Raw genomic sequence first — 25,866 nt, 5'->3', positions numbered from 1 at the left:
CCTCGGGGGTGCCGGGCCTTCGTACTGACTACTGACCGATGTCAGTGGGCGTGGCCGTGGCCGTGGCCCGCGGCGGCCGGCTCTTCCTCTTCCTTCTTCTCGACGACCAGGGTCTCGGTCGTCAGCAGGAGGGAGGCGATGGAGGCGGCGTTCTCCAGGGCGGAGCGGGTGACCTTGACCGGGTCGATGACGCCGGCCTTGACCAGGTCGCCGTACTCGCCGGTGGCGGCGTTGAAGCCCTGGCCCTTCTCGAGCTCGGCGACCTTGGAGGTGATGACGTAACCCTCCAGGCCGGCGTTCTCGGCGATCCAGCGCAGCGGCTCGACGACCGCGCGGCGGACGACGGCGACACCGGTCGCCTCGTCGCCGGTCTTGCCGAGGCCGCCCTCCAGCACCTTGGCGGCGTGGACGAGCGCGGAGCCACCACCGGAGACGATGCCCTCCTCGACCGCGGCGCGGGTCGCGGAGATGGCGTCCTCCAGACGGTGCTTCTTCTCCTTCAGCTCCACCTCGGTGGCGGCGCCGACCTTGATCACGCACACGCCGCCGGCCAGCTTCGCGAGGCGCTCCTGGAGCTTCTCGCGGTCCCAGTCGGAGTCCGTGTTCTCGATCTCGGCCTTGATCTGGGCCACGCGGCCCACGACGTCCTCGGAGTTGCCGGCGCCGTCGACGACCGTGGTGTCGTCCTTGGTGACGGTGACGCGGCGGGCGGAGCCCAGCACGTCCAGGCCGACCTGGTCGAGCTTGAGGCCGACCTCCTCGGAGATGACGGTGGCACCGGTGAGGATCGCCAGGTCCTGCAGCATCGCCTTGCGACGGTCGCCGAAGCCCGGGGCCTTCACCGCGACCGCGTTGAAGGTGCCGCGGATCTTGTTGACGACCAGGGTGGACAGGGCCTCGCCGTCCACGTCCTCGGCGATGATCAGCAGCGGCTTGGAGGAGTTGGTCTGGATGACCTTCTCCAGCAGCGGCAGCAGGTCGGCGATCGAGGAGATCTTGCCCTGGTTGATCAGGATGTACGGGTCGTCGAGGACGGCCTCCATACGCTCCTGGTCGGTGACGAAGTACGGGGACAGGTAGCCCTTGTCGAAGGCCATGCCCTCGGTGAAGTCCAGCTCCAGACCGAAGGTGTTGGACTCCTCGACGGTGATGACACCGTCCTTGCCGACCTTGTCCATCGCCTCGGCGATGAGCTCGCCGACCTGCTGGTCCTGCGCGGAGAGCGCGGCCACGGCGGCGATGTCGGACTTCTCGTCGATCGGGCGGGCCGTCGCGAGGAGGTCCTCGGAGATGGCGGCGACCGCGGCGTCGATGCCCTTCTTCAGGGCGGCCGGGGAGGCACCCGCGGCGACGTTCTTCAGGCCCTCGCGCACCAGCGCCTGGGCGAGCACGGTGGCGGTGGTGGTGCCGTCACCCGCGATGTCGTTGGTCTTGGTCGCCACCTCCTTCACCAGCTGCGCGCCGAGGTTCTCGTACGGGTCCTCGATCTCGACCTCACGGGCGATGGTGACGCCGTCGTTGGTGATGGTGGGCGCGCCGAACTTCTTGTCGATGACGACGTTGCGGCCCTTGGGGCCGATCGTCACCTTGACCGTGTCGGCCAGCTTGTTGACGCCGCGCTCGAGGGCGCGACGGGCGTCCTCGTCGAACTTCAGGATCTTCGCCATGACAGCGGGAGCCCTCTCGGATGTCTGTGGGTGTAAAAGGCACTGCGCCCCGGGCGCCCGGCTTGTTAATGGTCGCGGGGGCCAGGGGCGCAGCTCAAAGCAATCTGTGCTTCGAGGTGGATTACTTCTCGATGATCGCGAGCACGTCGCGAGCCGAGAGGACGAGGTACTCCTCGCCGTTGTACTTCACCTCGGTGCCGCCGTACTTGCTGTACAGCACGATGTCGCCGGTCTTGACGTCGAGCGGCAGGCGCTCGCCGTTCTCGAAGCGGCCCGGGCCCACGGCCAGGACGACGCCCTCCTGGGGCTTCTCCTTGGCGGTGTCCGGGATGACCAGGCCAGAGGCGGTGGTCTGCTCGGCGTCGAGCGGCTGGACCACGATGCGGTCCTCGAGCGGCTTGATGGCAACCTTGGAGCTGGTGGTCGTCACGATCCGACCTCCCCCTTCGGAGATCTCACGGGGTTAACTGTCTGAGGTGGCGACCAGGTGGATCCGTCGTCGCGGGTGCCGGACCTGCCCGTCGCTGTGTTGGCACTCTCCAGTGGTGAGTGCCAGAGCCGAGACTATGACCGCGATTAGCACTCGGTCAAGCGGACTGCTAATGCCTGCGGCGCGTCGGCCTGTTTCATCGGCCCGAACGGCCCCGTCCGTACACGCCGGACGGGCTGGGACTGCCGTCAGACGTAGTCCTCCAGGCGGCCCACCGTCAGGCCGGCCGCCTGGACCCGTTTCAGCAGCCGCACCGTCCGCACCTTCAGGGGCAGGGCCGAGCCCTCGTCCGGGTCGACCGCCACGATGTCGCCGGGGTGCAGGCGGCGGGCGCCGTGCAGGTACGTCAGCTCGCCGCCTGCCGTCATCGACGCGCGCCACAGCACCAGGGCCGAGATGCCGCAGTCGGCGGCCGCCCGGCGGGTCGTGGTGTCGTAGGCGCCGTAGGGCGGGCGGAAGAGTCGGGGACGGCTGCCGAGGCGGGATCCGAGCCTGTCCTGCTGGCCGCAGATCTCGGCGCGCTGGCCGGCGTAGGGCAGGCCGCGCAGCGAGGGGTGGTCGAGGGTGTGGTTCTGGATGCTCGCGCCGGCCGACCGGAGGCGGGCGAAGTGGCCGTACCCCGCTCCCACGACGCTGTCGGTGAGGAACATGCTGACGGGCAGCCGCAGTTCCCGGACCAGGTCGACGAAGCCGGGGTCCTTCTCGGCGCCGTCGTCGTAGGTCAGGAAGACGACCTTGTCGTGGGTCCGTACGCGGGACACGACCGGCGGGAGGCCCGAACCCGCCGTACGCGCCCGCGTGGCCCGACGCGGCTTCGGGGCGGGCCGCAGCGGGGCCGCGAGGCCCCAGCGGCGGTACGGCCGCCGGGGTGTTCCGGCGGGCCCGTGCGGCCGTACGCGCTGGGCCGCCTTCTCGCCCAGCCGTTCGATGGGGTCGACGGACTGGGCGCAGCCGGCGAGCAGCGCGCACGCCAGGGCGCCGGCCGTCAGGCCCCGGAGCCTCACAGGTAGTCCTCCAGGCGGGCCACCGCGTACCCGTCCGCCGTGACCCGGTCGAGGAAGCGGCGCATGTCGTCGACCATCGTGCCGTTCCACTCGTCTCGGCCGCGGAAGTGGGTGAGGACGATGTCGCCGGGGTGCAGGTCCCGGTCGTCCTCGCGGTACTCCCAGTGGTCGACGTAGACCTCCTCGTCCCAGATGGGCGCGTACTTGATGCCGCAGGACTTGGCGGCGCGCAGGGTGTCCTGGTTGTAGTCGCCGTACGGCGGGCGGAAGACGGTCGGACGCTTGCCGAACTGCTTCCTCATGATCGCCTGCATGCCGCAGATCTCGTGTTTCTGTTCCCGGTACGACAGCCCCGGAAGGTAGGGATGGGTGAGGGTGTGGTTGTTGAGGGTCACGCCCTCGGACTGCATCCGCCGGAAGTAGGCGTAGTCGTCCTTCACCAGGAAGTTGCTGAGGAAGGCGGTGTACGGGATCTTCAGGTCGCTCATCATCCGCAGGAACGCGGGGTCCTTCTCGGCGCCGTCGTCGATGGTCAGGAAGACGACTTTCTGCTTGGTGGGGACGGTCGTGAAGACGGGCGGGAGGTCCAGTTCCTCCTGGTCGTCCACCTCGAAGCCCCTGCGGGCCCTGATCCTCGGTTTCTCGGCGGGCGGCGGCGGAGCCGCCAGCGGGACCTTCGCCAGGTCCCAGTGGCGCGCCGCGGCCGCCCGCGCGGTGTACAGGGCGTGCAGCTTCGTGGCGTACGAGTCGAGGGCGCGGGCCGGGGGCGCCTGGAGGGGGTGCTCCTGGCCGGGGGCCGGGCGGACCGGCGGACCGCCGAACTGTGCGCAGCCCGAGGCGATGGCCGCGACGGCGAGCACGGCGATTCCACCCCGAAGCCACGTCACCCCATAGGCGCGATTTTTATCGTTTTGTACTACTGCTCGCATGGTGCCGGATCATCGCAGGCGGCCGTCCGGATCCCGGCCCGCCACGCGGCCGGAGGCGAACCATCCACCGACTGGCCGACAATGAGCCGGTGAACGACCTCGCTGACCTCCTCACCCCCGAAGGCCGCGCCCTCCTCGACGAGGTGCGCGGCACGGCCCCGGCGGACGAGCTCGCCGTCGCCACCCGGCTGCGCCGCGAACACCCCGCCGAACTGGTCTCGGCGGCGATCGGGCAGGCACGGCTGCGGCAGCGGGCGGCGGCGAAGTTCGGGGCCGAGGACGCCGGGCGGATGTTCTTCACTCCGAACGGGGTCGAGCAGTCGACGCGGGCGAGTGTGGCGTCGTATCGGGCGGAGCGGCTGAAGGCGCTCGGGGTGAGCTCCGTGGCCGACCTGTGCTGCGGGATCGGCGGCGACGCCGTCGCGCTCGCGCGGGCCGGGATCCGGGTGCTGGCCGTGGACCGGGATCCGGCGACGGCGGCCGTGGCGCGCGCGAACGCGGACGCGCTCGGGCTCGCCGGGCTGATCGAGGTGCGGGAGGCGGACGTCACGGAGGTGAGCACCGAGGGGTACGACGCCGTGTTCGTCGACCCCGCCCGGCGCGGCGGGCGCGGCCGCATCTTCGACCCGGAGGCCTACTCGCCACCCCTGTCGTGGGCGGTCGAGGCCGCCCGCAAGGCGTCCCGAGCCGCCGCGCTGAAGGTCGCGCCCGGCATTCCGCACGAGGCCGTGCCCGCCGACGCCGAGGCCGAGTGGATCTCGGACGGCGGGGATGTGAAGGAGGCCGTGCTCTGGTTCGGGACGGAGCCGGGGGCGGTCCGGGCGACGCTGCTCCCGGGGCCGCGCACACTGCTCGGCAAGGGATTGCCGGATCCCCGGGTCCGGCCCGTCGGACGGTACTTGTACGAGCCGGACGGCGCCGCCATCCGCGCCCATCTGGTCGCCGAGGTGGCCGAGCAGCTGGACGGCGGGCTGGTCGACGCGACCATCGCGTACGTCACCGCCGACGAGTTGCGGCCGACGCCGTATGCGACGTCGTACGAGATCACCGGCCAACTCCCCTTCAACGTGAAGAAGTTGAAGGCACTGCTGCGGGAACGCGGGATCGGGACGCTGACCGTGAAGAAGCGGGGGTCGGCCGTCGAGCCGGAGGAGTTGCGGAGGAAGGTGAAGCCGCGGGGAACGGGGTCGGCGACCGTGTTCCTGACCCGCGTGGCGGGGGCGCCGACCATGCTCCTCGGGCACCCCGCCTGATCAGGACGGATCGGCCGCCCGGCGCAGCAGGAACTCCCGCTCCCGTTCGTTGCGCGCGAGTTCCGCCGCCCGCACGAACTCCTCGCGTGCCTCGGCCGTACGTCCGAGCCGCGCCAGCAGGTCGCCGCGCACGCTGGGCAGCAAGTGGTAGTCCCGCAGGGTGGGTTCGGCGGCGAGGGCGTCGACGATCGCCAGCCCCTGCGCCGGGCCGTGCGCCATGGAGACGGCGACGGCGCGGTTGAGCTCGACGACCGGGGAGGGAGCCCGGACGGCGAGCAGGCCGTACAGCGTGGCGATGCTCGTCCAGTCGGTCTCCTCGTACGTGTAGGCGTGCGCGTGGCAGGCGGCGATGGCGGCCTGGAGGGCGTACGGGCCCGGGGCGCCGGTGGAGGTGGCGTCGGCGCGGTGGAGGGCCGTGATGCCGCGGGCGACGAGCATGCGGTTCCAGCGGCGGCGGTTCTGGTCCCTGAGGAGGACGGGGGCACCGTCCGGGCCGGTGCGGGCGGCGGCGCGGGAGGCCTGGAACTCCAGGAGGGAGGTCAGGGCGTGCACCTCGGGCTCCTTGGGCATCAGGGACGACAGCACGCGGGCCAGGCGCAGCGCGTCCTCGCAGAGTGCGGGGCGCAGCCAGTCGTCGCCGGCCGTGGCGGCGTAACCCTCGTTGAAGATCAGGTAGATGACGTCCAGGACGGAGCCGAGCCGGGCCTCGCGTTCGGGGCCGTAGGGCACCTCGAAGGCGATGTTCCTGGTGGCGAGGGTCTTCTTCGCGCGGACGATGCGCTGGGCGACGGTCGGTTCGGGGACCAGGAACGCGCGGGCGATCTCGGCCGTCGTCAGGCCGCCGAGCAGGCGCAGGGTGAGGGCGATGCGGGCCTCGGCGGAGAGGACCGGGTGGCAGGCGGTGAAGACCAGGCGGAGCAGGTCGTCGTCGATGTCGTCGGGGTCGGCGGGCTCCTCGGGCGGGGCCGTCGTCTCCAGGGTGCGGCCGATCTCCGCCAGCTTGCGGGCGTAGTTCTCCCGGCGCCGGATCAGGTCCACGGCGCGGTGCCGGGCGGTGGTCATGAGCCAGGCGCCCGGGTTGTCGGGCACGCCGTCGCGCGGCCACTGCTCCAGGGCGGCGACCAGGGCGTCCTGAGCGAGCTCCTCGGCGATGCCGACGTCGCGGACGAGACGGGCGACGGCGGCGATGATGCGGGGGGACTCGAGCCGGAAGACGGTATCGATGGCGTGGCGGGGGTCGGCGGTGGCGTCGCGCGGGGCGGCGGTGGCGTGCGGGGCGGTGGGCTGTGGTTCCACAGCCCACCATCGAACACCCCCGGCGCCCTCGGGCCAAGGAATGCTCAGCCCTCGGCGATCTCCCGCACCTCGCAGGTCACCGTCCAGAACTCCTCGTGCACCTTCAGGAACCGCTTGGTCCACTCCAGCGCCTCGGCCTTGTCCTTGCACTGCATGATCGCGTAGCCGCCGACGACCTCCTTGGACTCGGTGAAGGGGCCGTCGGTGACGGAGATCTGCCCGCCCTCCCAGTGCACGCGGGTGCCCTGTGCGGACGGGGTGAGCCCGGCCGTGTCGAGCATGACTCCGGCCTTGGTGATCTCTTCGATCAGCTCGCCCATGCGCTGCATCAGCTCCGGGCTGGGGCCCTCCGCGGGCGTGGCCTTCTCGTCGAGCTTCACGAGTGACAGGTAACGGGGCATGGTGACTCCTCGGTCAGTACGGGGCCGGTCCTTCCCGGCCTCTCACCGGTGCGTCGATCGGGAGAGGCCGGGATCGACAGACTCCGCGGATTTCTTCGGAGTTTTTTTCCCGGAGCCCTGACCTGCCAGGACCTGCTAGGACAGCTCCCAGCCGAACGCCGGCTTGGCGTTCGGCGCCCCGACCGTCCGCCCGCCGAACGTGAACGCCGCGTCCGTCACGATGCCCGTGGGGCGCCCCCGCAGGGACCAGACCGCGCCGTCGCCGGCGTTCTCGTGGGGCGCCGCCGCCGCGAGGTCCGCGTAGCCGTTGCCGTTGATGTCGAGGAGGCTGACCGCGCCGCCGAAGTTGTCGCTCGTCTCGACGGCCCCGGGGACGCCCTTGGTGTTCTGGGTGAAGCCCTGGGCGCCCTTGCCGGTCAGACCGCTCCGGCTGCCGTACAGGACGTCGACCATGCCGGCCCCGTCGTTGTAGCCGAGTTCCTCGCCGGGCGCGCCCACGGCCACGTCGTCGTAGCCGTCGCCGTTGATGTCACCGACCGCCACCGCGGCGCCGAACTCGTCCACGGTCTCCTTGCCGCCGGGGACGCCGTCGGTGTTCTGGCTGTACGTCTTCCAGGTGGACTGCGGCTTCAGACCGGAGGCCGAGCCGAGGGCCACGGTGATGGTGGAGTAGTTCTCGGCACCCCGGACGATGTCGCCGTAGCCGTCGTGGTTGATGTCGCCGAAGGCCACCCCGCCGTCGCCCTCGGGGGCCTTGGCGGCGGTGAAGGCGTCTCCGGAGGCGTTGGCCAGGTAGAACCGGGAGGTGGCGGCCCCCTCGCCGATGTAGTCGGTCAGCGCGAGGTCGTCGCGTCCGTCACCGTTGACGTCACCGGCGGCGGCGTCCAGGACGTCGTCGTACTGGAGGTCGGTCGCGCCGAAGGCCCTGGTGGCGGCCGGCTTGCCGGTGCGGGAGATCGGGCCGGTCCAGACGGTGGCCGTGGTGCCGTTGGGGTCGTCGTGCCCGGAGCGGCCCCCGCGGAACAGGACGAGGTCCTGCCTGCCGTCACCGTCGAAGTCACCGGCATGGGTGACCGCGGCGGGCACGGACACCCCACCGGACAGGCCGCTCGTGCCGCCCCAGACGACGACCGCGTCCCGTACCGAGGAGGCCTCCCCGACGATCAGGTCGGTGCGCCCGTCGCCGTCCAGGTCGCCCTTGGACAGCTGGATGCCGAAGTTGTCGCCCGCCTGGGGGCTGCCCGGAATGCCGCTGGTGGCACGGCTGATGACCGTGCGCCGGTCCTTGGTCAGTCCGTGCGGGCCGCCGTACATGACGACGACCTCGCCCGCCCCCTTCTGGCCGCCGGCCGTGGCGCCCGGGGCGCCGATGGCGAGATCCTTGTAGCCGTCGCCGTTGAAGTCGTCCCGGACGGTCTTCGGGGCGGCGGCCGCGGCGCTGCCCGCCAGCGCGGGGATACCCCCGAGCGCCAGCACACCGGCGATCACCGGCACGGACCAAGGTTTGTACGAACGCGAGATGGACATCTGAAATCCCCCTGGTTACGGCAGTGCAGTCACCGCAAGAGACCCCGGGTGTCACCCGATGGTTGTAGCTCCCTGCTCACTTTCAGCGCAGGGACTCCCACAGCTCGCTCGCCGCCGGTTCCTTCGCCACCACCCGGTTGGGGTCCGAGGGCGCGGTCACCACCGGCATCATCACGGTCTTCACCCGGTCCGCGGACAGGCTCTTCAGGCTCTCGCCGAGGCCGACCAGTTCGCTCAGCGAGTCCAGGCCGGTGTCGGTGGTCAGGCTGCTGGTGACCGCCTCGGCCACGGTGTACAGCTTGGCGGGGTCGGTGAACAGGTTCGTCGAGGAGATCTGTTCCAGCAGGGCCTTCACCAGCTTCTGCTGCAGGCCTATGCGGCCGAGGTCGCTGCCGTCGCCTATGCCGTGCCGGGTGCGGGCGAGGGCCAGGGCCTGCTTGCCGTTCAGGGTGTGGGTGCCGGCCTTGAGGTGCAGATGGCTGTCGTCGTCACTGATGTCCTGGTCGGTCGTCACGGTGACGCCGCCCAGCGCGTTCACCAGCTTCGCGAAGCCCGAGAAGTCGATCTCCAGGTAGTGGTCCATGCGGACGTCCGTGATCGACTCGACCGTCTTCACGGCACACACCGCGCCGCCCACCGAATAGGCGCTGTTGAACATCGCGTGGTACGCCACCGCGGTCGACCCTCCGGACTCCAGCGGGCAGGACGGACGCGTGACGAGTGTGTCGCGCGGGATGCTGACGACGGTCGCCTTCTTCCGGCCCGCGTCGATGTGCACGACCATCGCCGTGTCGGAGCGGGCGCCGGAACTGCTGCCCCCGCCGAGCGCCTTGTTCTCCTTGCCGCTGCGCGAGTCCGAGCCCAGCACCAGGATGTTCAGGGAGCCGGTGGGGAGCGGGGAGGCGGATGCCGAGGGCGTGACCACCGCCTTCGCCGGACGGTCGTCGCCGAGCGCCTGGTTGATGTCGACGCTCTTGATATTGCTGTCGAGATGCCAGTAGATCCAGCCCGCCGTACCCGCGCCCAGCACCAGCAGGCCCGCCATGGTGAGGCCGGCGATCTTCAGTGCCTTCGACCGCCGGCCCCTGGGTCTGCCCGCGTCCGCGCTGTCATCGTGTCCCGTCACGGACAGGAACGTAAGTCCGAATTATTAGGGGATTGTTAGTGAGGACGGCGTGAAACGGTTTTCTTCGGAAATTCTCACGCTCAGCCCAGCGTCACCGCCGGCACCGGATTGCTGCCGCTCCAGGACCCGTTGAACCCGAAGCTGACCGAACCGCCGTCCGGCACCGAGCCGTTGTAGGAGGCGTTCGTGCACGTCACCGCCGTACCCGACTGACTGCAGGTGGCGTTCCAGGCCTGGGTGATCCGCTGACCTGCGCCGAACGTCCAGTTGGCCTTCCATGACGACAGCGAGGCGCCCGAGCAGGCGAGCGTCACCTGGCCCGTGAACCCGCTGTCCCACTGGCTCGTCACGCTGTACGTCGCCGTGCAGGCACCGGTGGGCGGCGTGGTCGTCGTACCGCCGAGGGCCTCCGCGATCGCGTGGTACGCCGGTTTCGGCGCGTAGTTCTCGTCGTACGGCGTCGCCGCCCCGTAGCCGGGGAAGGTGCTCGGCACCCAGGAGTCGGAGTCGGCGAAGCCCCAGACGGTGACGCCCGCGCACCGGGTGACCGCCACGCAGGCGTTCAGCACCGTCTTGTAGTCGGCGGCCTGCTGGGCGAGCTTCGCGCTGTCCGCCGGGAGCGCCATGCGCACGTCCAGCTCGGTGATCGACACGTCGACGCCGAGGTCCGCGAAGCGCTGGATGTTCTGCTGCAGCGACGAGGGCACCTGACCGAGGATCAGATGCGCCTGGAGGCCGACGCCGTCGATCGGGACGCCCCGGCTCTTCAGGTCCTTCACCAGGTTGTACAGGGCGGTCGACTTCGCGTTGACGCCCTCGACGTTGTAGTCGTTGATGTACAGCTTGGCGGCCGGGTCGGCGGCGTGCGCCCAGGTCAGGGCGTTGGCGATGTAGTCGGCGCCGAGGCCGTCGTACCAGAGGGTGGGGCGGTAGGTGCCGTCCTCGTTGAAGGCTTCGTTGACCACGTCCCAGGCGGTGATCTTCCCCTTGTAGCGGCCGACCTCGGTGGAGATGTGGTTCTGGAGGAGGCTGCTGAGCTGGGCCGAGGTCCAGCTGCCGTTGGTGAGCCAGCCGGGGTTCTGGTTGTGCCAGACCAGGGTGTGGCCGCGCACCTGCTGGTTGTGGGCCTGCGCGAAGGCGACGATCTGGTCGGCCTCCGTCCAGTCGAAGCTGCCCCGGGTCGGCTCGACGGAGCCCCACTTCATGGCGTTCCCGGGGGTCAGCGAGTTGAACTGTGCCCCGGCGAGGTCGCCGTACGTGCCGGTGAGTTTGGAGCCGGTCACCGCCGTGCCGATGACCTTGCCCTTGGCGGCGGCGAGGTCGCGCAGCGGCGTGTCGGCTGCGTGCGCCACCGGCGCCGTGAACAGCAGCGCGGCGCCGGTGACGAGTGCCGCCAGGAATGAGCCTGTTCTCAGAGATGTGCTCAGAGGTGTTCTCAGAGATCTCATCGCGGATTGCCTCCGAAAGTTTCGGTCGTGCAACCGATTGGCTTCGGAGGAGTGTGGGGGCGCTCACACCACCCGTCAATACGTCAACTTCCGGCCACCCAGGACACGTACGTCACGCCGGTGGCGGCGCCGTGCTGCTGCGCACCACCAGGCTGGTCGCCAGCTCGACCCGGGTCGCCACCGGCGCCTCCTCCCGCCCCAGGTCGAGGACGAGCCTGGCCGCCGCCTCGGCCATCTCCGTCAGCGGCTGCCGTACGGAGGTGAGCGGCGGCCCCACCCAGCGCGCGACGGGCAGATCGTCGAAGCCGACCACGCTCAGGTCCTCGGGGATGCGCAGGCCCAGTTCGCGCGCGGCCTCGTACAGGCCGAGCGCCTGGAGGTCGTTGAGGGCGAAGACGGCGGTCGGCCGGTCCGGTCGGCGCAGCAGTTCCAGTCCCTGCCGGTAGCCGGCCTCGTGGTGAAAGTCGCCGGTGGCGATCAGTGCCGGGTCGACCGGGAGGCCTGCGGTCTCCAGCGCGGCCCGGTAGCCGTCGACGCGGGCGCGGCTGCACATCATCCGGGACGGTCCCGTTATGGCACCGATGCGGGTGTGGCCGAGTTCGATCAGGTGCCGGGTGGCGGCGAGACCACCCTGCCAGTTGGTCGCACCGATCGACGGCACGTCGACGCCGGGGTCGCCGGCCGGGTCCATCACCACGAACGGGATGGAGCGGCTGGTCAGCAGCGCCCGCTGGGACTCGTCGAGCCCGGACAGCACCAGGATCACGCCGTGCGGGCGGCGGGCGGCGACCTGGTCCGCCCAGGTCCGCCCGGGCGTCAGCCGCCCCGCGCTCTCGCTCAGCACCACGCTCAGCCCGGCGCCCCGGGCCACGTTCTCGACGCCCCGGATGACCTCCAGCGCCCACGCGCTCTCCAGCTCGTGGAAGACCAGGTCGATCAGGGGCGAGCGGCTCGCCTCGGCTCGTCGGCGCCGGTAGCCGTGCGCGCGCAGCAGTTCCTCGACGCGGCTGCGGGTGGCCGGGGCCACGTCCGCGCGGCCGTTGAGGACCTTCGAAACAGTCGGCGCGGACACGCCGGCCTCGCGGGCGATCTCGGCGAGCGTCGCGGTCTGTGCCGACCGGCCTGCCGCCGGGGTTGTCGTCCGCGTTTCAACGGGCTCCGGGGGTGTCATGGCGGCGATCGTATCCCTGCACGACCTCTTGACGAAGCCTCCGGACCGCCTTAGGTTCCCGGAACATTCGACCTACATAACGAAACATTCGTCGTCAGAGTCTGCCAGCATTCGTGAGAGGGCCACACCCACTCGACCAGAGCAGGAGTTTCATGACCACCGCCCCCTGGCGTGACCCCGCCCTGCCCGCCGCCGCCCGCGTCGACGACCTCCTCTCCCGGATGACCCTCGAGGAGAAGACCGCCCAGCTCTACGGCGTGTGGGTGGGCGCCGCCACGGATGGCGACGGGGTCGCGCCCCTGCAGAGCGAGATGACCGCCGACTACGACTGGGAGGAGCTGATCACCTACGGCCTGGGCCAGCTCACCCGCTCCTACGGCACCGCCCCCGTGGACCCGGCGCTGGGCGCGCAGGCACTGGCCCGCGCCCAGCGCCGTATCGCCGGGGCAGGGCGGTTCGGCATCCCGGCCGTCGCCCACGAGGAGTGCCTGGCCGGGTTCACCGCCTGGGGCGCCACCGCCTACCCCGTCCCGCTGGCCTGGGGCGCCACCTTCGATCCGCCCTTGGTCGAGGAGATGGCCCGCGCCATCGGCGCCGACCTGCGCGCGGCCGGCGTCCACCAGGGCCTCGCCCCGGTCCTGGACGTCGTACGGGATCCGCGCTGGGGCCGGGTCGAGGAGACGATCGGCGAGGACCCGTACCTGGTCGGCACGGTCGGCGCGGCCTACGTCCGTGGCCTGGAGTCCGCCGGGATCGTCGCCACGCTCAAGCACTTCGCGGGGTACGCGTCCTCGGCGGGCGCCCGCAATCTCGCGCCCGTCCGGGCCGGGATCCGGGAGTTCGCGGACGTGACCCTGCCGCCGTTCGAGCTGGCGCTGCGCGAGGGCGGTGCCCGCTCGGTCATGGCGGCGTACACCGACACGGACGGCATCCCGGCCTCCGCGGACCCGTCCCTGCTGACGGAACTCCTGCGGGAGCAGTGGGGATTCACCGGCACGGTGGTCGCCGACTACTTCGGCATCGGATTCCTTCAGACCCTGCACCGGGTGGCGGGCTCCCCCGCCGAGGCGGCGCACGCGGCGCTGACAGCCGGTATCGACGTGGAGCTGCCGACACTCAAGTGCTACGGAAAGCCCCTGCTGGAGGCGGTACGAGCGGGAGTGGTCCCGCAGGCGCTGGTCGACCGCGCGGCCCGCCGGGTGCTGCTCCAGAAGTGCGAGCTGGGCCTCCTCGACGAGGACTGGGACCCCGAGCCCGCCGCCGCGATCGACCTGGACTCGGCCGCGAACCGGGCCCTGGCCCGCCGGCTGGCCGAGGAGTCGGTGGTGCTCCTGGACAACCCGGACGGGGTCCTCCCCCTCCCGGCCGACACCCGTGTCGCGGTGGTCGGCCCGCGGGCGTCCGACGCGCTGGCGATGCTCGGCTGCTACTCCTTCCCGTCCCACGTCCTGGCGCACCACCCCGACGTGCCGACGGGCGTGGAGATCGCGACCGTCCTGGAGGCGCTGCGGGCCGAACTCCCGGACGCCAAGGTGACGTTCGCTCAGGGCTGCGACACCTCGGACCCGGATCCTTCGGGGATCGAGGAGGCGGTGGCGCGGACCTCGGAGGCGGACGTGTGCGTGGCGGTCCTCGGCGACCGGGCGGGCCTGTTCGGCCGGGGCACCTCGGGCGAGGGCTGCGATGTCACGGACCTTCAACTGCCCGGCGTACAGGGCGACTTGTTGGACGCCCTGGTCACCACCGGAGTTCCCGTGGTCCTCGTCCTGCTCACCGGCCGCCCGTACGCCCTGGGCCGCTGGCACGGCCGGCTGGCCGCGGTGGTGCAGGCGTTCTTCCCGGGGGAGGAGGGCGGCCCGGCGGTGGCGGGAGTGCTGTCGGGCCGCGTCAACCCGTCGGGCCGCCTGCCGGTGAGTGTCCCGCGGGTCCCGGGAGGCCAGCCGTGGACGTATCTCCAGCCCCCGCTGGGCCTGGCGGGCGAGGTCAGCAACCTCGACCCGACCCCGCTGTACGCCTTCGGCCACGGCCGCTCGTACACGACGTTCGCGTGGGAGTCCGAGTCCGCCGGGGCGGAGATCGGCACGAACGGCGCGTACGACGTGGCGGTCACCGTCCGCAACACGGGCGAGCGCGCGGGCGCGGAGGTCGTACAGATGTACCTGCACGACCCGGTGGCCTCGGTGACCCGCCCTGACGTACGCCTGATCGGCTACCGGCGGCTGGAGCTGGAGCCGGGAGAGGCCTCCCGGGTCACCTTTCATTTCCACACCGACCTGTCGGCATTCACCGACCGTTCAGGCCGCCGGGTGGTCGAGCCGGGCGCCCTCGAACTACGGTTGGCCGCGTCGAGCGCAGAGGTACGACACACGGCGCACCTCCAGCTCACCGGCCCGGTGCGGGTGCTCGGCACCGAGCGGCGCCTGCGCTGCGAGACGGAGGTGTCGGGGGCCGGGTGACCCCGGGCCGAGGAACCCGGGGGACGCGATGGTCAGATACGTGCGCCACGAACTGGCGTCAGGTGCGGCGAAGCTGGCCGGGACCGTGGCCGGTACGGCGGTGGCGGTCGGCACGCGGGAGGGCCGGCAGTGGTCGACCGCCGACACGCAGAACGCGGCGATCGTGGCCGTCGCCTTCCTGGTCATCGCGGCACTCGTGCGCTCCACCCGTTTCGGCCACCGCCGGGACTTCGAGTCCGCGGGCCCGTTGCCGGACCCCGGCCTTGCGTCCGGCGGCGGAGAGACCGCGGTGCGCTCGGTCTTCCTCTTCGTGCTGGCCGCCGGCCTCGTCTACGTCTGGTCCGACATCTGGGTCTTCGTTCTGCTGGTGGCGTCGGACTACCTGGCCAAGGCGGCCGTCGGCGGCCTCTGGCAACGACGGCACGGCAAGCTGCTGTGGCGGGTGTCCGACGAGGACGGGGAGCGGCAGCTGGCGTACTCGCCCCTCACCCCTCCCCCACCGACTCGAACCGCCACCGATGCACCGCCCGCATGACCAACTCGCCGTCCGGCTCGGGCAGTTCGGGCAGCTCGGCGTCGTGGGCCGCGTCCCACCAGGTGATGACGAGGACGCGGTCCTGCGGGGCCCGGAAGGTCTCCCGACGCACCGGCCGCGCCGGGAGCTCCTGCGCCCGCGCCCAGGCGAGCAGTTCCGCGCCCCGGCCCTCGGCCGACCGTGCCTCCCACATCAACGCGACCGTCACGAGTAGAGGTTCCCCTTGCTGACCTCGTGCACATGGTCGTGGTCGTGCGGGTGCCCGGGCACATGCGCCTCCGTCACCGGCAGCGAGGAGTCGGCGGACAGGTCCCAGCTCGACACTGCCCGGTCGCGGGCCACCAGCTCCGCACCGAGCGCCGCCACCATCGCCCCGTTGTCGGTGCACAACTTCGGCCGCGGCACGCGCAGTCGGATGCCGGCCGCCTCGCACCGCTCCTGCGCCAGCGCGCGCAGCCGCGAGTTGGCGGCCACACCGCCGCCGATCATCAGGTGCTCGACGCCCTCGTCCTTGCAGGCCCGTACGGCCTTGCGGGTCAGCACGTCGACGACCGCCTCCTGGAAGGAGGCCGCCACGTCACGCACCGGCACCTCCTCCCCCGCCGCCCGCTTGGCCTCGATCCAGCGGGCCACGGCCGTCTTCAGCCCGGAGAAGGAGAAGTCGTACACCGGGTCGCGCGGACCGGTCAGCCCGCGTGGGAACGCGATCGCCGACGGGTCGCCCTCACGTGCGTAACGGTCGATGACCGGGCCGCCCGGGAAGCCGAGGTTCAGCACGCGCGCGATCTTGTCGAAGGCCTCGCCCGCCGCGTCGTCGATGGTCGCGCCCAGGGGACGTACGTCCGAAGTGATGTCAGTCGACAGCAGCAGCGAGCTGTGCCCGCCGGACACCAGCAGCGCCATCGTCGGCTCGGGCAGCGGCCCGTGCTCCAACTGGTCCACGCAGATGTGCGAGGCGAGGTGGTTGACGCCGTACAGCGGCTTGCCCAACGCGTAGGCGTACGCCTTCGCGGCCGACACGCCGACCAGCAGGGCGCCGGCCAGGCCCGGACCGGCGGTGACCGCGATGGCGTCCAGGTCCCTCGCGCTGACCCCCGCCTCCTTCAGCGCGCGGTCGATCGTCGGCACCATGGCTTCCAGGTGCGCCCGGGAGGCGACCTCCGGGACGACGCCGCCGAAGCGGGCGTGCTCGTCGACACTGGACGCGACGGCGTCGGCCAGCAGGGTGGTGCCGCGGACGATTCCGACGCCGGTCTCGTCGCAGGAGGTCTCGATCCCCAGGACCAGGGGTTCGTCAGCCATGAATCTCGGTTCCTTGTTCGGAGGTTGAGCCCGCGGCGGAGCCGCTGTCGGGTTGCGTGGTCAGGCGCATCACGAGGGCGTCCACATTGCCCGGCTGGTAGTAGCCGCGCCGGAAACCGATGGCCTCGAAGCCGAAGCGCTCGTAGAGCTTCTGGGCGCGGATGTTGTCGATCCGGCACTCCAGCATCACTTCGGCGCACTCGAAGGCGGTGGCGGCCCGCAGCAGCTCGGTGAGGAGCCGCCCGCCGAGGCCGGTGCCCCACTGGCCGCGGACGACGGCGATGGTCTGGATGTCGGCGAGGTCTCCGGAGGCGGCCAGGCCCGCGTACCCGACGATCTGCCCCTCGTCGTCCTCGGCGACGACATAGCGGCGGGTCGCCTCGGGCCCGCGGGCATGGGCCAGTTCGGACCAGAACATGCCGCGGGACCAGGCGTCCTCGGGGAAGAGGTCCTTCTCCAGTCCGAGCACGCGGTCGATGTCCCACCAGCGCATCTCGCGCAGTCGAGAGGTCACGGGTTCGGTCACTTGGGGGTGACCACCTTGTAGTTCTTGGGGACCTGGGCGTCCGGGCGGCGCAGATACAGCGGCCGGGGCTCGGGCAGTTCCTCGCCCTTGGCCAGTCTCTCGGCGGCCAGACCCGCGAGCGCGGCGGCCGACACATGCTCCGGCTCGTGCGCGTTCGGGAAGGTCTCCGGGTACAGCAGCGCGCCCGCGCCGACGGCGGGCAGTCCCGCCACCCGGTCCGCGATGTCGGCGGGCCGGTCGACGGCGGGGTCGGTCAGCCGGGTGCGGGAGTCGGCGTAGGTCGCCCAGTAGACCTCCTTGCGCCGGGCGTCGGTCGCCACGACGAAGGGGCCCTTCTCGATGTCGGCCGCGTACGCCAGACCGTCGAGCGTGCACACGCCGTGCACGGGGACTCCGAGCGCGAGCCCGAAGGTGTCCGCGGTCATCAGGCCGACGCGCAGCCCGGTGTAGGGGCCGGGACCGATGCCCACGACGATGCCGGTGACGGCGTCGAGCCTGAGCCCGGCCTCGGTGAGCACGCGGTCGACGGCCGGCAGCAGCAGCTCACCGTGCCGGCGTGCGTCCACCTGGCTCGACGAGGCGATGACGTCCGTGCCGTCGTGCAGGGCGACGGTCACGGCTGGGGTTGCGGTATCCAGAGCGAGCAAGAGCACGCAAACAGCCTACGGCTCCCGGGGCCCGTCTCGGACGCCCCGTCGTCCGAGCGGAGGGCGGGCCCGCGGCGTCATGGGTCCCCGCGAGAGGTTGTCCGAGCGTGAGGGAGCGTGCGATCGCAACGCGCCGGAGCGCACTCGGCGGAGAGGAGCCGCGTGGGCGGTTCGGCAGCGCGGCTGGGGGTCCCCCACGCCCGTGGGGCGGCAAGGGCGTGCATGCCGGACGTCGCGGAGCAGGCGGGCGTCCGACACGGGCCCCCACCTCGGGCATCGCCGCCCCGGTCAGGCGTGCGCGGACTGCTACGGTCGCCGAAAAGCAGGACGTACGAGACGAATGGGGCAGGTGGGCACCGTGGCAAGGAGCAGCTCCGGATTCGTCTTCGGGCTCACCGTGGCCGCCCTGGCCGCCGTCGGCTTCCTCGGCTTCCGGGCCTCCACGACCGCCCCGGCCGGCTTCGGCAAGCCGCAGGCGAGCGCCTCACCCACGGCGGCCGTCCCGGGAGCGCCCGGGGCCCAGCGGAACCCCGGCCTGCCGCCCGCCGCGTCCGGCGCGGGGGAACGCGTCGTCTACTCGGTGGGCGCCGACCGCGTCTGGCTGGTCGACGCGCGCAACCAGGTGATGCGCAGCTTCGCGGTCGCCCCGGGCAACGTCGACCCGGCGCCCGGCGTCTACGGGGTCACGTCCCGCTCGAACTCCGCCGTCGGCACCGACGGGACCGCCATCGAGCACGTCGTGCGTTTCACCAGCGTGGACGGCGTGGCCGTCGGCTTCAGCGCCGCGGTCCGCACTTCGACGGCGGCACCCGACCCGTCGATGCGCACGGGGGGCATCCGGGAGTCCCGCAAGGACGGCGCCGCGCTGTGGGAGTTCGCGACGATCGGCGCGCAGATCGCCGTGATCCCCTGACCGGTCTCCCGGTCGCCTAGGCGGCTTCCCGTTGCCGGGCCGAGGGCCGGGACACCTCGGGGTCCGGCAGCCGCGGCGGGGTCGAGACCGCGTCCGCCGCGGCACACGACGCCAGCAGTTCGCGCATGGACACACCGGCTACGACTGCGTACGGGTTCTGCTGCTGCGCGTTGCTCTCGGTGGCCGGCATGGACGCCTCCTGAGGACCCGGGGGCGGGCATAGTTAGGTAGACCTAACTACGAACTGGATACCATGTGACCACGCACAAGACGCCGAATGCAATATCTTGCCGACGTCTTGTCGGAACGTTCACGGAATCGTGCGTCGGCCGTGCGGCCGTCAGGCGGACAGCACGCTCAGGTCCACCGTCGACCACCGCTCCCCGAGCCCGGTCACGGTCATGTGCCGCACCTCGTCCGTGGTGTCCCCGACGGCGCGGTGGATGGCGACGTGCAGCCGGTCGTCCGTCAGCTCCTCGACCTTGCCCTCGCCCCACTCCACGACGATCACCGAGTCGGACAGCGAGACGTCGAGGTCGAGGTCCTCCATCTCGTCGAGCCCGCCGCCCAGGCGGTACGCGTCGACGTGCACGAGCGGCGGACCGTCGCCCAGCGAGGGATGCACGCGGGCGATCACGAAGGTCGGCGAGGTGACCGCGCCCCGGACGCCGAGCCCTTCGCCGAGCCCGCGGGTGAGCGTCGTCTTGCCCGCGCCGAGCTCCCCGTCGAGCATCACGAGGTCGCCGGCGCGCAGCAGCTTGGCGAGGCCGCGGCCCAGGTCCCGCATCTGCTCGGGGGACGTGACGGTGATCTCCGCACAAGGCACGGAGGAGGACACGGAGGCCTCGGTCTCAGCCGGGTTGTGCGGTGCTGCTGGTGCTTCCATAGCCACCCACGGTAGCCCCTGCCGGCACGGCACCCGCACGGGTGAGCAGGTCGGCCAGCCGGTCGGTGACCACTTCCGGGTGTTCCAGCATCACCAGGTGACCGGCGTCCGGGACCAGCACCAGTTCGGCGTCCGGCAGCAGGTCTGCGATCGCCTCGCTGTGCTCGCTGGGGGTGACGAGATCGCCGATCCCGGCCAGCACCAGCACCGGGAGGTCCGCGAAGTGCACCAGCGCCTCGGTCTTGTCGTGCTCCGTGAACGCCGGGTAGAACTCGGCGACCACGTCGATCGGCGTGCCCTCGATCATCCGCTCGGCGAACCGCGCGACGGCCGGGTCCACGTCCCGCGACGCGAACGAGTACCGCTTGATGATCCCGGCGAACAGGTCGGCGGTGGCCCGCCGCCCCTTCTCCACCAGCGCCGCCTGCTGCCCCAGGGCCTTCAGCACTCCGGGGAGCACCCGGCGCACCGCGTTGACACCGGCGACCGGAAGCCCGAAGTTGACCTCACCGAGCCGCCCGGACGACGTACCGACGAAGGCGACGGCGACCACCCGGTCGCGGATCAGCTCGGGATACTGGTCGGCCAGCGCCATCACCGTCATCCCGCCCATGGAGTGTCCGACGAGCACGATCGGCCCGTCCGGCGCGGCGGCGTCGATGACGGCCTTCAGATCGCGCCCCAGCTGGTCGATGCTGACCGGCACGCCGTCCTGCACCTGCTGCACGCCCCGCCCGGACCTGCCGTGGCTGCGCTGGTCCCAGTGCACGGTCCGTACGACGCCGCGCAGGGCCGCGCGCTGGAAGTGCCAGGAGTCCTGGCTGAGGCAGTAGCCGTGGCTGAAGACGACGGTGACGGGAGCGGGCGCCTTCCGCCCGAACAGCCGCCGGCGGCGCGGGCCGAGCGCGGGCACGGCGTCGGGGTCGACGTCGTCGACCTCGTAGTACAGCTCGGTGCCGTCGTCGGCCGTCGCTCTGCCGGGCGTGCCGCGCAACGCCCCGTACGGTCCCGTCGAGTCCAGCGCGAGCCGCGCCTTCATCCTCATCCCGCGGCCGACGGTGAGCCGCTCGATGGCGACGCCGGCCGCCGCGCCCGCGGCGACCACGCCTATCGCGGCGCCCGCGATGCCGGTCGCCCTGCGCCAGTTCCCGGCCGCCCCCGTGGCGGAGACGACGGCTGCGACGGCCTCCGCACTGCTCTCGCTCACGTACTGCTCCTCTTCGCCGGATCACTACTGCTGTTCGCTGGGTCGTGTGATGCAGGTGTTGCTTGCGTTACTCGTGTTGCCTGTTCGATACCGCTGCTGATCGACTGCCCGATGTTGTTCGGCTTACGGGTGCTGCACTTCTGCCGGTCCGTGGACTGTCGGGCCTCTGTGCGGTTACCCGCTTTGTTGCTCATTCACGTAGACGCGCGGAACGCGCGTTCCGATCCGCGTGACGATCTCGTAAGCGATGGTGCCCGCGGCCTGCGCCCAGTCCTCGGCGGTGGGCTCGCCGCGGTCGCCGGGTCCGAACAGCACCGCTTCGGTACCGGCCTCGGGCTCGTCCCCGCCGAGGTCGACGACGAACTGGTCCATCGCGACCCGCCCCGCGACGGTCCGCCACTTGCCCCCGACCAGCACCGGACCGGTTCCGGAGGCATGCCGCGGAACGCCGTCGGCGTACCCGACGGGCACGAGTCCGAGGGTGGTCGCGCCGGGGGTGATGTAGTGATGCCCGTAACTGACGCCGTGACCCCCCGGAACGTGCTTCACGAGCGCGATGGACGCCGACAGTGTCATCACCGGACGCAGCCCGAAGTCGGCGGGGCCGCCCATCTCGGGGCTGGGCGAGATGCCGTAGAGGGCGATGCCGGTCCGTACGAGGTCGAAGTGGGCCTCGGGCAGGGTGAGCGTGGCGGGCGAGTTGGCGATGTGCCGGACCTCGGGGCGTACGCCCCGGCCCTCGGCGTACGCGAGCATCTCCCGGAAGCGGGTGAGCTGGAGGGCGATGGAGGGGTGCCCGGGTTCGTCGGCGCACGCGAAGTGCGACCAGAGGCCGGTGATGCGGACGGTCCCTTCGGCCTCGGCGCGCAGGGCGGCCGCGACCAGTTCGGCCCAGTCCTCCCCCGGCTGACAGCCGCCCCGCCCCAGCCCGGTGTCGGCCTTGAGCTGCACGCGCGCGGGAATGCCCGCCACCCGGGCGGCCGCGGTGACCTCCGCCAGCGCCCACATCCCGCTCACCGACACGTCGATGTCGGCCTCGATCGCCTCCCGCCAGGGCCCGCCCGGCGTCCACAGCCAGCACATGATGCGTCCGGGCAGCCCGGCGGCCCGCAGCGCGAGCGCCTCCTCGGGCGTGGCGGTCCCCAGCCATGCGGCCCCCGCCTCGACGGCGGCCCGGGCGCACGGCACGGCCCCGTGGCCGTACGCGTCGGACTTGACCACGGCCATGAGGGCAGCGCCCGGCGCGAGGGCGCGCAGGGTCCGCACATTGGCGCGCAGGGCGGCCAGGTCGATCTCGGCGCGGGCCCGCAGGGGCGCGGTCGGGGCAGGTGCTGTCTCAGTCATGGCGCCCCCAGTGTCTCAGAGGGGTCCGACACCCCCGGGGGCACCGGCCCCCCACGGGGGCGCCTACTTCCCGGGCCGGTGTCCCCACACATACACACGGTCGCCCTTCTTCAGCACGTGCCACAGCTTCCGGGCGTCGTGCAGGCGCAGATTGATGCACCCCCACGAGCCGACGGTGGTGTAAATGCTGCCGTAGACGGCGTGGAACGCCTGGCCGCCGCTGAAGAACTGGGCATAGGGCATGGGCGCGTTGTAGATCGTCGACCAGTGGTTCCTGTGCTTCCAGTAGATCCTGTGCCAGCCGGTCCGGGTGCGGTGCCCGGCCCGCCCGCTGCGCATGGGGACGGGCCCGTAGATCACCTTTCTCCCCTTCTGCACCCAGGTCAGCTGCCGGTTGAGATCGACACACGCGACGCGATACCTCCGCTCGGGGCACTTCTTGCGGGCATTCGGATGCTTCTTCGCGGAAACGAGCTGCATGGTGGCCCAGGTGGCGGCCCCGGCGAACCCGTTCGCCTTGATCTTGTGCTTCACCTGGAACTTCCGGATGGCCCGGCAGTCGGCCGCCGACTGCTTCCCGTCCACCTTCAGCTTCAGCCACTTCTCGACCGCCCGCTGATAGGGCCCGGTCCTCCTGCTGCACTTCGCCTTCGCGGCGGCGTCCTCGACCGGTGCGTGCTCGGCTCCGGTGCGCACGAACCCGGCCTCGACCTCGGACCCGGAGGCGGGAGGCACGGGGGTGGCCGAGGCGGCGCCGACGGGGAGGACGGTGACGGCGGCGAGCACGACCGCGGCACCCCGGCACCCGATATGCGCAATATGTCTACTGATCATGCAATAAGAGAAACGTGCGGGGCCGACAGGCCGGGAGCGGCGCGCGGCGAGGTCACCCTTTCCGACGAGCGCCGCCCGGGGCGACGGCTCGCACCCCCCGGCCTACCCTGAGAAACGGAGGTGGTGGAGATGCTGGCAGACACACCACTCAACGCCGTCATCCCGGCGACCGACCTCGAAAGGGCCAAGCACTTCTACGGCGACACGCTCGGCCTCAAGCTCATCGACGACCGGCAGGACACCGCGCTCTTCGAGTCCGGCGGTGCCCGGTTCATCCTCTACACGACACCGAGCGGCGGCCAGGCCGCCCACACCCTGGCCGGCTGGACCGTCGACGACCTCGACGCGGAGATGACGGAACTGCGCGGCCACGGCGTGACCTTCGAGGAGTACGACCTCCCGGGCCTGAAGACGGTGGACGGTGTGGCGGAGGGCGCGGGCATGCGCGGCGCCTGGTTCAAGGACAGCGAGGGGAACATCCTGAGCGTGGTGCAGGACCTCCGGTAGGCGCACCGCGAGGTACGGCCCACACCTGCCGAGAGGGCCGGTCAGTCCCGCACGTCCCGCCACGCCCCCGGGATCGCCTCGGCCACGTCGTGCGCCCCCGCCGGAGCCCCGTCGGCCGCGAACCGCCCGGCCAGCCCGTGCAGATACGCCGCCGCACTCCCCGCGTCCAGTGCGGAGAGCCCGGACGCCAGCAACGACCCGGCGAGCCCCGACAGCACATCCCCGCTCCCGGCGGTGGCGAGCCACGGCGTCCCGGTCGCGTTGACCCGCACGACCCCGCCCGCCGCATCGGCGACGAGCGTGGTCGACCCCTTGAGCAGCACGGTCGCGCCGTACCGCGAAGCAAGCTCGCGCGCCGAGGCCAAGCGCGCCCCCTCGACCTCCTCCCGCGCCACACCGAGCAGCGCGGCGGCCTCCCCGGCGTGCGGAGTCATCAACGTCGGCGCGGTACGGGCCCGTACGGCATCCCGGTCGGCGAGCCGCAGCCCGTCCGCGTCGACGAGCACGGGCACGTCCGCCTCCAGCACCTCGGCCACGGTCGAGGCGTCGTCCCCCGCACCGGGCCCGACCACCCACGCCTGCACCCGCCCGGCCTTCGCGGGCCCCTGATCCGATACGAGCGTCTCCGGGAACCGCGAGACCACGGCGTCCCCGGCGGGCCCGACGTACCGCACGGCTCCGGCGCCGCCCCTGAGCGCTCCGGACACGGCGAGGACGGCGGCCCCGGGATAGCGCGCGGACCCGGCCGCGATCCCCACCACGCCCCGCCGGTACTTGTCGCTCTCGGCACCCGGCACGGGCAGCAGCCGCGCCACGTCCACATGCTGCAGGGCCTCCAACTCGGCCTCAGCAGGAAGTACGTCCCCCAGCCCGATGTCCACGAGCCGCACCGACCCGGCGTACTCCCGCGCGGGATCGATCAGCAGCCCCGGCTTGTGCGTCCCGAAGGTGACGGTGAGATCGGCCCGAACGGCGGCACCGCGCACCTCTCCCGTGTCGGCGTCGACGCCACTGGGCAGATCGACGGCGACGACGGCGGCACCGGACTCGCCGACACACGCGGCCAACCGCGCGGCGTCGGGCCGGAGTCCACCCGTCCCCCCGATCCCGACGATCCCGTCGACGACAAGATCAGCCCGGAGAATCGCCTCTTCGACGGCACCGACCCCGGCGGAGGCAGCAGCCCCGGCGCCCGTCCCGCTGCCCGCGATCCGCCCTCCGGCGCGCAACAGGGCGGCAAGTCCCCCGGGGTGGACCCGCTCTGGCGCGAGCAGCACAGCCGCCACGGCCGCCCCCCGCCGGGCCAGCCGCGCGCCGGCATACAGCGCATCGCCCCCGTTGTCCCCGCTCCCGACGAGCAGCACGACCCGGCTGCCGTAGACGCGCCCGATCAGATCGGCACAGGCGGCGGCGAGCCCGGCAGCCGCCCGCTGCATCAACGCCCCCTCGGGAAGCCGCGCCATGAGCTCCCGCTCCGCTGCCCTTACCGTCTCCACGCTGTACGCAGTACGCATGGGGTCGAGTCTGCCCCGGAAGGACGCGCGCCCGCACGTGGGCCGGGTCGTCACCCTTCGGCGATCACCACCGCCGACGCCACCCCGGCGTCATGGCTCAGCGACACATGCCAGGACCGCACCCCGAGCTCCGCCGCCCGAGCCGCAACCGTCCCCTTGACCCGGAGCCTGGGCTGCCCGCTGCCCTCGACGAACACCTCGGCATCCGTCCAGAGCAGCCCGGACGGCGCACCGAGCGCCTTGGCGAGGGCCTCCTTGGCGGCGAACCGGGCGGCAAGCGAGGCAATCCCCCGCCGTTCCCCACTCGGCAGCAGCAACTCGCGCTCCAGAAACAGCCGTTCGGCCATACCCGGCGTACGCTTCAGCGCCGCCTGGAACCGATCGATCTCGGCTACGTCGATACCGACGCCGATGATGCTCATCCGGGCAGCCTATTCCTGAGGGGCCTCCGCGCCCTCGCGGAACAGGTCCTCGGCCGTCGTGATCGTCAGGGAGCGGTCACACCAGAGGGCGAGCGTATCGAGGTCAGTGCACGAGGTGATGCGCTCGCGCACATTGACCGTAACGGCGACGCCTCGTGCTTCCAACGCGGACAGGATCACCTCTGCCCTGGCTGCAGCTCTGCCTTCGGCGTACCCGGAGGCCCACTCCTCGGCGTATCCCGGCGGCCACTTCTCGATCTTGCCCCGCAGATACGCGATCTCCCAGGGAGACAGCCCCTCCCGCTTGAGGATCTCCTTGAACCTTCCGTGGAGCTCGGCCATGGCCTTCTCGGGTGAGAGCCCACTGGCCATGGCCGCCACGAGCGACATGGAAACGCCTGAGACTTCCTCTTGCAGCTCCGGGCTCAGGCTCTGCTGATCGTCTTGCAGGTCTGTCAACG

General features: G+C 71.8%; 27 protein-coding genes. 5 read left to right on the top strand and 22 right to left on the bottom strand.

The features are described from left to right. Positions 1 to 41 precede the first annotated feature (41 nt). From groL to LJ657_RS22030, 4 genes are all read right to left on the bottom strand, one after another. On the bottom strand, positions 42 to 1,667 hold the full coding sequence (gene groL, locus LJ657_RS22045) for a chaperonin GroEL (protein WP_232650461.1): 1,626 nt from the start codon (positions 1,665 to 1,667) through the stop codon (positions 42 to 44). Positions 1,668 to 1,788: 121 nt separating this feature from the next. Beyond that, positions 1,789 to 2,097 carry a co-chaperone GroES gene (groES, locus tag LJ657_RS22040; RefSeq protein WP_003998759.1) on the bottom strand — a complete coding sequence of 103 codons (309 nt, stop codon included), beginning with the start codon at positions 2,095 to 2,097 and terminating at the stop codon, positions 1,789 to 1,791. A 248-nt stretch (positions 2,098 to 2,345) separates the two neighbouring features. Then, positions 2,346 to 3,161 carry a polysaccharide deacetylase family protein gene (locus tag LJ657_RS22035; protein WP_232650460.1) on the bottom strand — a complete coding sequence of 272 codons (816 nt, stop codon included), beginning with the start codon at positions 3,159 to 3,161 and terminating at the stop codon, positions 2,346 to 2,348. Next, on the bottom strand, positions 3,158 to 4,090 hold the full coding sequence (locus tag LJ657_RS22030; RefSeq protein WP_232650459.1) for a polysaccharide deacetylase family protein: 933 nt from the start codon (positions 4,088 to 4,090) through the stop codon (positions 3,158 to 3,160). The genes LJ657_RS22035 and LJ657_RS22030 overlap by 4 nt, the downstream gene beginning before the upstream one ends. A gap of 89 nt (positions 4,091 to 4,179) precedes the next feature. Between LJ657_RS22030 and LJ657_RS22025 the strand changes: the two genes are divergently transcribed. Beyond that, a complete protein-coding gene (locus LJ657_RS22025) occupies positions 4,180 to 5,343 on the top strand; it encodes a class I SAM-dependent methyltransferase (RefSeq protein ID WP_232650458.1) in 1,164 nt (387 codons plus the stop codon). On the opposite strand, the gene LJ657_RS22020 is transcribed toward LJ657_RS22025, so the two are convergent. From LJ657_RS22020 to LJ657_RS21995, 6 genes are all read right to left on the bottom strand, one after another. Further along, positions 5,344 to 6,639, bottom strand: a complete 1,296-nt coding sequence (locus LJ657_RS22020) for an RNA polymerase sigma factor (RefSeq protein WP_372487949.1) — start codon at positions 6,637 to 6,639, stop codon at positions 5,344 to 5,346. 44 nt (positions 6,640 to 6,683) lie between these two features. Further along, a complete protein-coding gene (locus LJ657_RS22015; protein ID WP_232650457.1) occupies positions 6,684 to 7,040 on the bottom strand; it encodes a YciI family protein in 357 nt (118 codons plus the stop codon). A 135-nt stretch (positions 7,041 to 7,175) separates the two neighbouring features. Then, positions 7,176 to 8,567 (bottom strand): FG-GAP-like repeat-containing protein, encoded by a 1,392-nt coding sequence (locus LJ657_RS22010; RefSeq protein ID WP_232650456.1) that lies wholly within the window; start codon positions 8,565 to 8,567, stop codon positions 7,176 to 7,178. 82 nt (positions 8,568 to 8,649) lie between these two features. Further along, the gene (locus LJ657_RS22005) at positions 8,650 to 9,612 is read right to left on the bottom strand and encodes an LCP family protein (protein ID WP_232650490.1); all 963 of its coding nucleotides are present in this window, start codon (positions 9,610 to 9,612) and stop codon (positions 8,650 to 8,652) included. Positions 9,613 to 9,773: 161 nt separating this feature from the next. Further along, positions 9,774 to 11,141 (bottom strand): endo-1,4-beta-xylanase, encoded by a 1,368-nt coding sequence (locus LJ657_RS22000; protein WP_232650455.1) that lies wholly within the window; start codon positions 11,139 to 11,141, stop codon positions 9,774 to 9,776. Between the two features lie 112 nt (positions 11,142 to 11,253). Beyond that, positions 11,254 to 12,312 (bottom strand): LacI family DNA-binding transcriptional regulator, encoded by a 1,059-nt coding sequence (locus LJ657_RS21995; protein WP_232650454.1) that lies wholly within the window; start codon positions 12,310 to 12,312, stop codon positions 11,254 to 11,256. Between the two features lie 152 nt (positions 12,313 to 12,464). Between LJ657_RS21995 and LJ657_RS21990 the strand changes: the two genes are divergently transcribed. Together LJ657_RS21990 and LJ657_RS21985 are read left to right on the top strand one after the other, a co-directional pair. Next, on the top strand, positions 12,465 to 14,768 hold the full coding sequence (locus LJ657_RS21990; RefSeq protein WP_232650453.1) for a beta-xylosidase/alpha-l-arabinosidase: 2,304 nt from the start codon (positions 12,465 to 12,467) through the stop codon (positions 14,766 to 14,768). 40 nt (positions 14,769 to 14,808) lie between these two features. Beyond that, positions 14,809 to 15,303, top strand: coding sequence for a hypothetical protein (locus LJ657_RS21985; protein ID WP_232650452.1), 495 nt, complete (start codon positions 14,809 to 14,811; stop codon positions 15,301 to 15,303). On the opposite strand, the gene LJ657_RS21980 is transcribed toward LJ657_RS21985, so the two are convergent. From LJ657_RS21980 to tsaB, 4 genes are read right to left on the bottom strand one after another with little or no spacing between them, the layout of a single operon-like run. Then, positions 15,254 to 15,511, bottom strand: a complete 258-nt coding sequence (locus LJ657_RS21980; RefSeq protein ID WP_232650451.1) for a hypothetical protein — start codon at positions 15,509 to 15,511, stop codon at positions 15,254 to 15,256. The genes LJ657_RS21985 and LJ657_RS21980 overlap by 50 nt on opposite strands. Then, positions 15,508 to 16,605: a tRNA (adenosine(37)-N6)-threonylcarbamoyltransferase complex transferase subunit TsaD gene (tsaD, locus tag LJ657_RS21975; RefSeq protein ID WP_232650450.1), complete on the bottom strand. Its 1,098-nt coding sequence runs from the start codon at positions 16,603 to 16,605 to the stop codon at positions 15,508 to 15,510. Before tsaD ends, LJ657_RS21980 begins: the two co-directional genes overlap by 4 nt. Next, positions 16,598 to 17,098, bottom strand: coding sequence for a ribosomal protein S18-alanine N-acetyltransferase (gene rimI, locus LJ657_RS21970; protein WP_232650489.1), 501 nt, complete (start codon positions 17,096 to 17,098; stop codon positions 16,598 to 16,600). Before rimI ends, tsaD begins: the two co-directional genes overlap by 8 nt. Before the next feature lie 29 nt (positions 17,099 to 17,127). After that, positions 17,128 to 17,784 carry a tRNA (adenosine(37)-N6)-threonylcarbamoyltransferase complex dimerization subunit type 1 TsaB gene (tsaB, locus tag LJ657_RS21965; RefSeq protein WP_232650449.1) on the bottom strand — a complete coding sequence of 219 codons (657 nt, stop codon included), beginning with the start codon at positions 17,782 to 17,784 and terminating at the stop codon, positions 17,128 to 17,130. 352 nt (positions 17,785 to 18,136) lie between these two features. On the opposite strand from tsaB, the gene LJ657_RS21960 reads away from it, so the two are divergent. Further along, positions 18,137 to 18,691, top strand: coding sequence for a hypothetical protein (locus tag LJ657_RS21960; protein ID WP_232650448.1), 555 nt, complete (start codon positions 18,137 to 18,139; stop codon positions 18,689 to 18,691). Between the two features lie 16 nt (positions 18,692 to 18,707). Here LJ657_RS21960 and LJ657_RS21955 read toward each other — a convergent pair whose 3' ends face one another. The 5 genes from LJ657_RS21955 to LJ657_RS21935 all read right to left on the bottom strand — a co-directional run bounded on the left by LJ657_RS21955 (position 18,708) and on the right by LJ657_RS21935 (position 22,962). Further along, positions 18,708 to 18,881: a hypothetical protein gene (locus LJ657_RS21955; RefSeq protein WP_232650447.1), complete on the bottom strand. Its 174-nt coding sequence runs from the start codon at positions 18,879 to 18,881 to the stop codon at positions 18,708 to 18,710. A gap of 150 nt (positions 18,882 to 19,031) precedes the next feature. Further along, positions 19,032 to 19,577: a tRNA (adenosine(37)-N6)-threonylcarbamoyltransferase complex ATPase subunit type 1 TsaE gene (tsaE, locus tag LJ657_RS21950; RefSeq protein WP_232650446.1), complete on the bottom strand. Its 546-nt coding sequence runs from the start codon at positions 19,575 to 19,577 to the stop codon at positions 19,032 to 19,034. Beyond that, the gene (locus LJ657_RS21945; protein WP_232650445.1) at positions 19,543 to 20,784 is read right to left on the bottom strand and encodes an alpha/beta fold hydrolase; all 1,242 of its coding nucleotides are present in this window, start codon (positions 20,782 to 20,784) and stop codon (positions 19,543 to 19,545) included. Before LJ657_RS21945 ends, tsaE begins: the two co-directional genes overlap by 35 nt. A 174-nt stretch (positions 20,785 to 20,958) precedes the next feature. Further along, entirely contained in the window at positions 20,959 to 22,128 is a 1,170-nt protein-coding gene (gene alr, locus LJ657_RS21940; RefSeq protein ID WP_232650444.1) for an alanine racemase, read from the bottom strand. A 63-nt stretch (positions 22,129 to 22,191) separates the two neighbouring features. Beyond that, positions 22,192 to 22,962 (bottom strand): L,D-transpeptidase family protein, encoded by a 771-nt coding sequence (locus LJ657_RS21935; protein ID WP_269786737.1) that lies wholly within the window; start codon positions 22,960 to 22,962, stop codon positions 22,192 to 22,194. A 129-nt stretch (positions 22,963 to 23,091) separates the two neighbouring features. Here LJ657_RS21935 and LJ657_RS21930 point away from each other — a divergent pair, with 129 nt between their 5' ends. Next, positions 23,092 to 23,469, top strand: coding sequence for a VOC family protein (locus LJ657_RS21930; RefSeq protein WP_232650442.1), 378 nt, complete (start codon positions 23,092 to 23,094; stop codon positions 23,467 to 23,469). A gap of 41 nt (positions 23,470 to 23,510) precedes the next feature. On the opposite strand, the gene LJ657_RS21925 is transcribed toward LJ657_RS21930, so the two are convergent. The 3 genes from LJ657_RS21925 to LJ657_RS21915 are packed head-to-tail and all read right to left on the bottom strand — an operon-like array spanning position 23,511 to position 25,864. Next, complete coding sequence (locus tag LJ657_RS21925; RefSeq protein ID WP_232650441.1) at positions 23,511 to 24,983, bottom strand: NAD(P)H-hydrate dehydratase; 1,473 nt, start codon at positions 24,981 to 24,983, stop codon at positions 23,511 to 23,513. A gap of 50 nt (positions 24,984 to 25,033) precedes the next feature. Then, positions 25,034 to 25,405, bottom strand: coding sequence for a holo-ACP synthase (locus tag LJ657_RS21920; RefSeq protein ID WP_232650440.1), 372 nt, complete (start codon positions 25,403 to 25,405; stop codon positions 25,034 to 25,036). A 9-nt stretch (positions 25,406 to 25,414) separates the two neighbouring features. Next, on the bottom strand, positions 25,415 to 25,864 hold the full coding sequence (locus LJ657_RS21915) for a hypothetical protein (protein ID WP_232650439.1): 450 nt from the start codon (positions 25,862 to 25,864) through the stop codon (positions 25,415 to 25,417). Positions 25,865 to 25,866 lie beyond the last annotated feature (2 nt).

The sequence above is a fragment of the Streptomyces guryensis genome, from assembly GCF_021261325.1.
GTDB classification, from domain to species: Bacteria; Actinomycetota; Actinomycetes; order Streptomycetales; family Streptomycetaceae; genus Streptomyces; species Streptomyces guryensis.
This window is presented reverse-complemented; position numbering and strand designations above follow the sequence as displayed.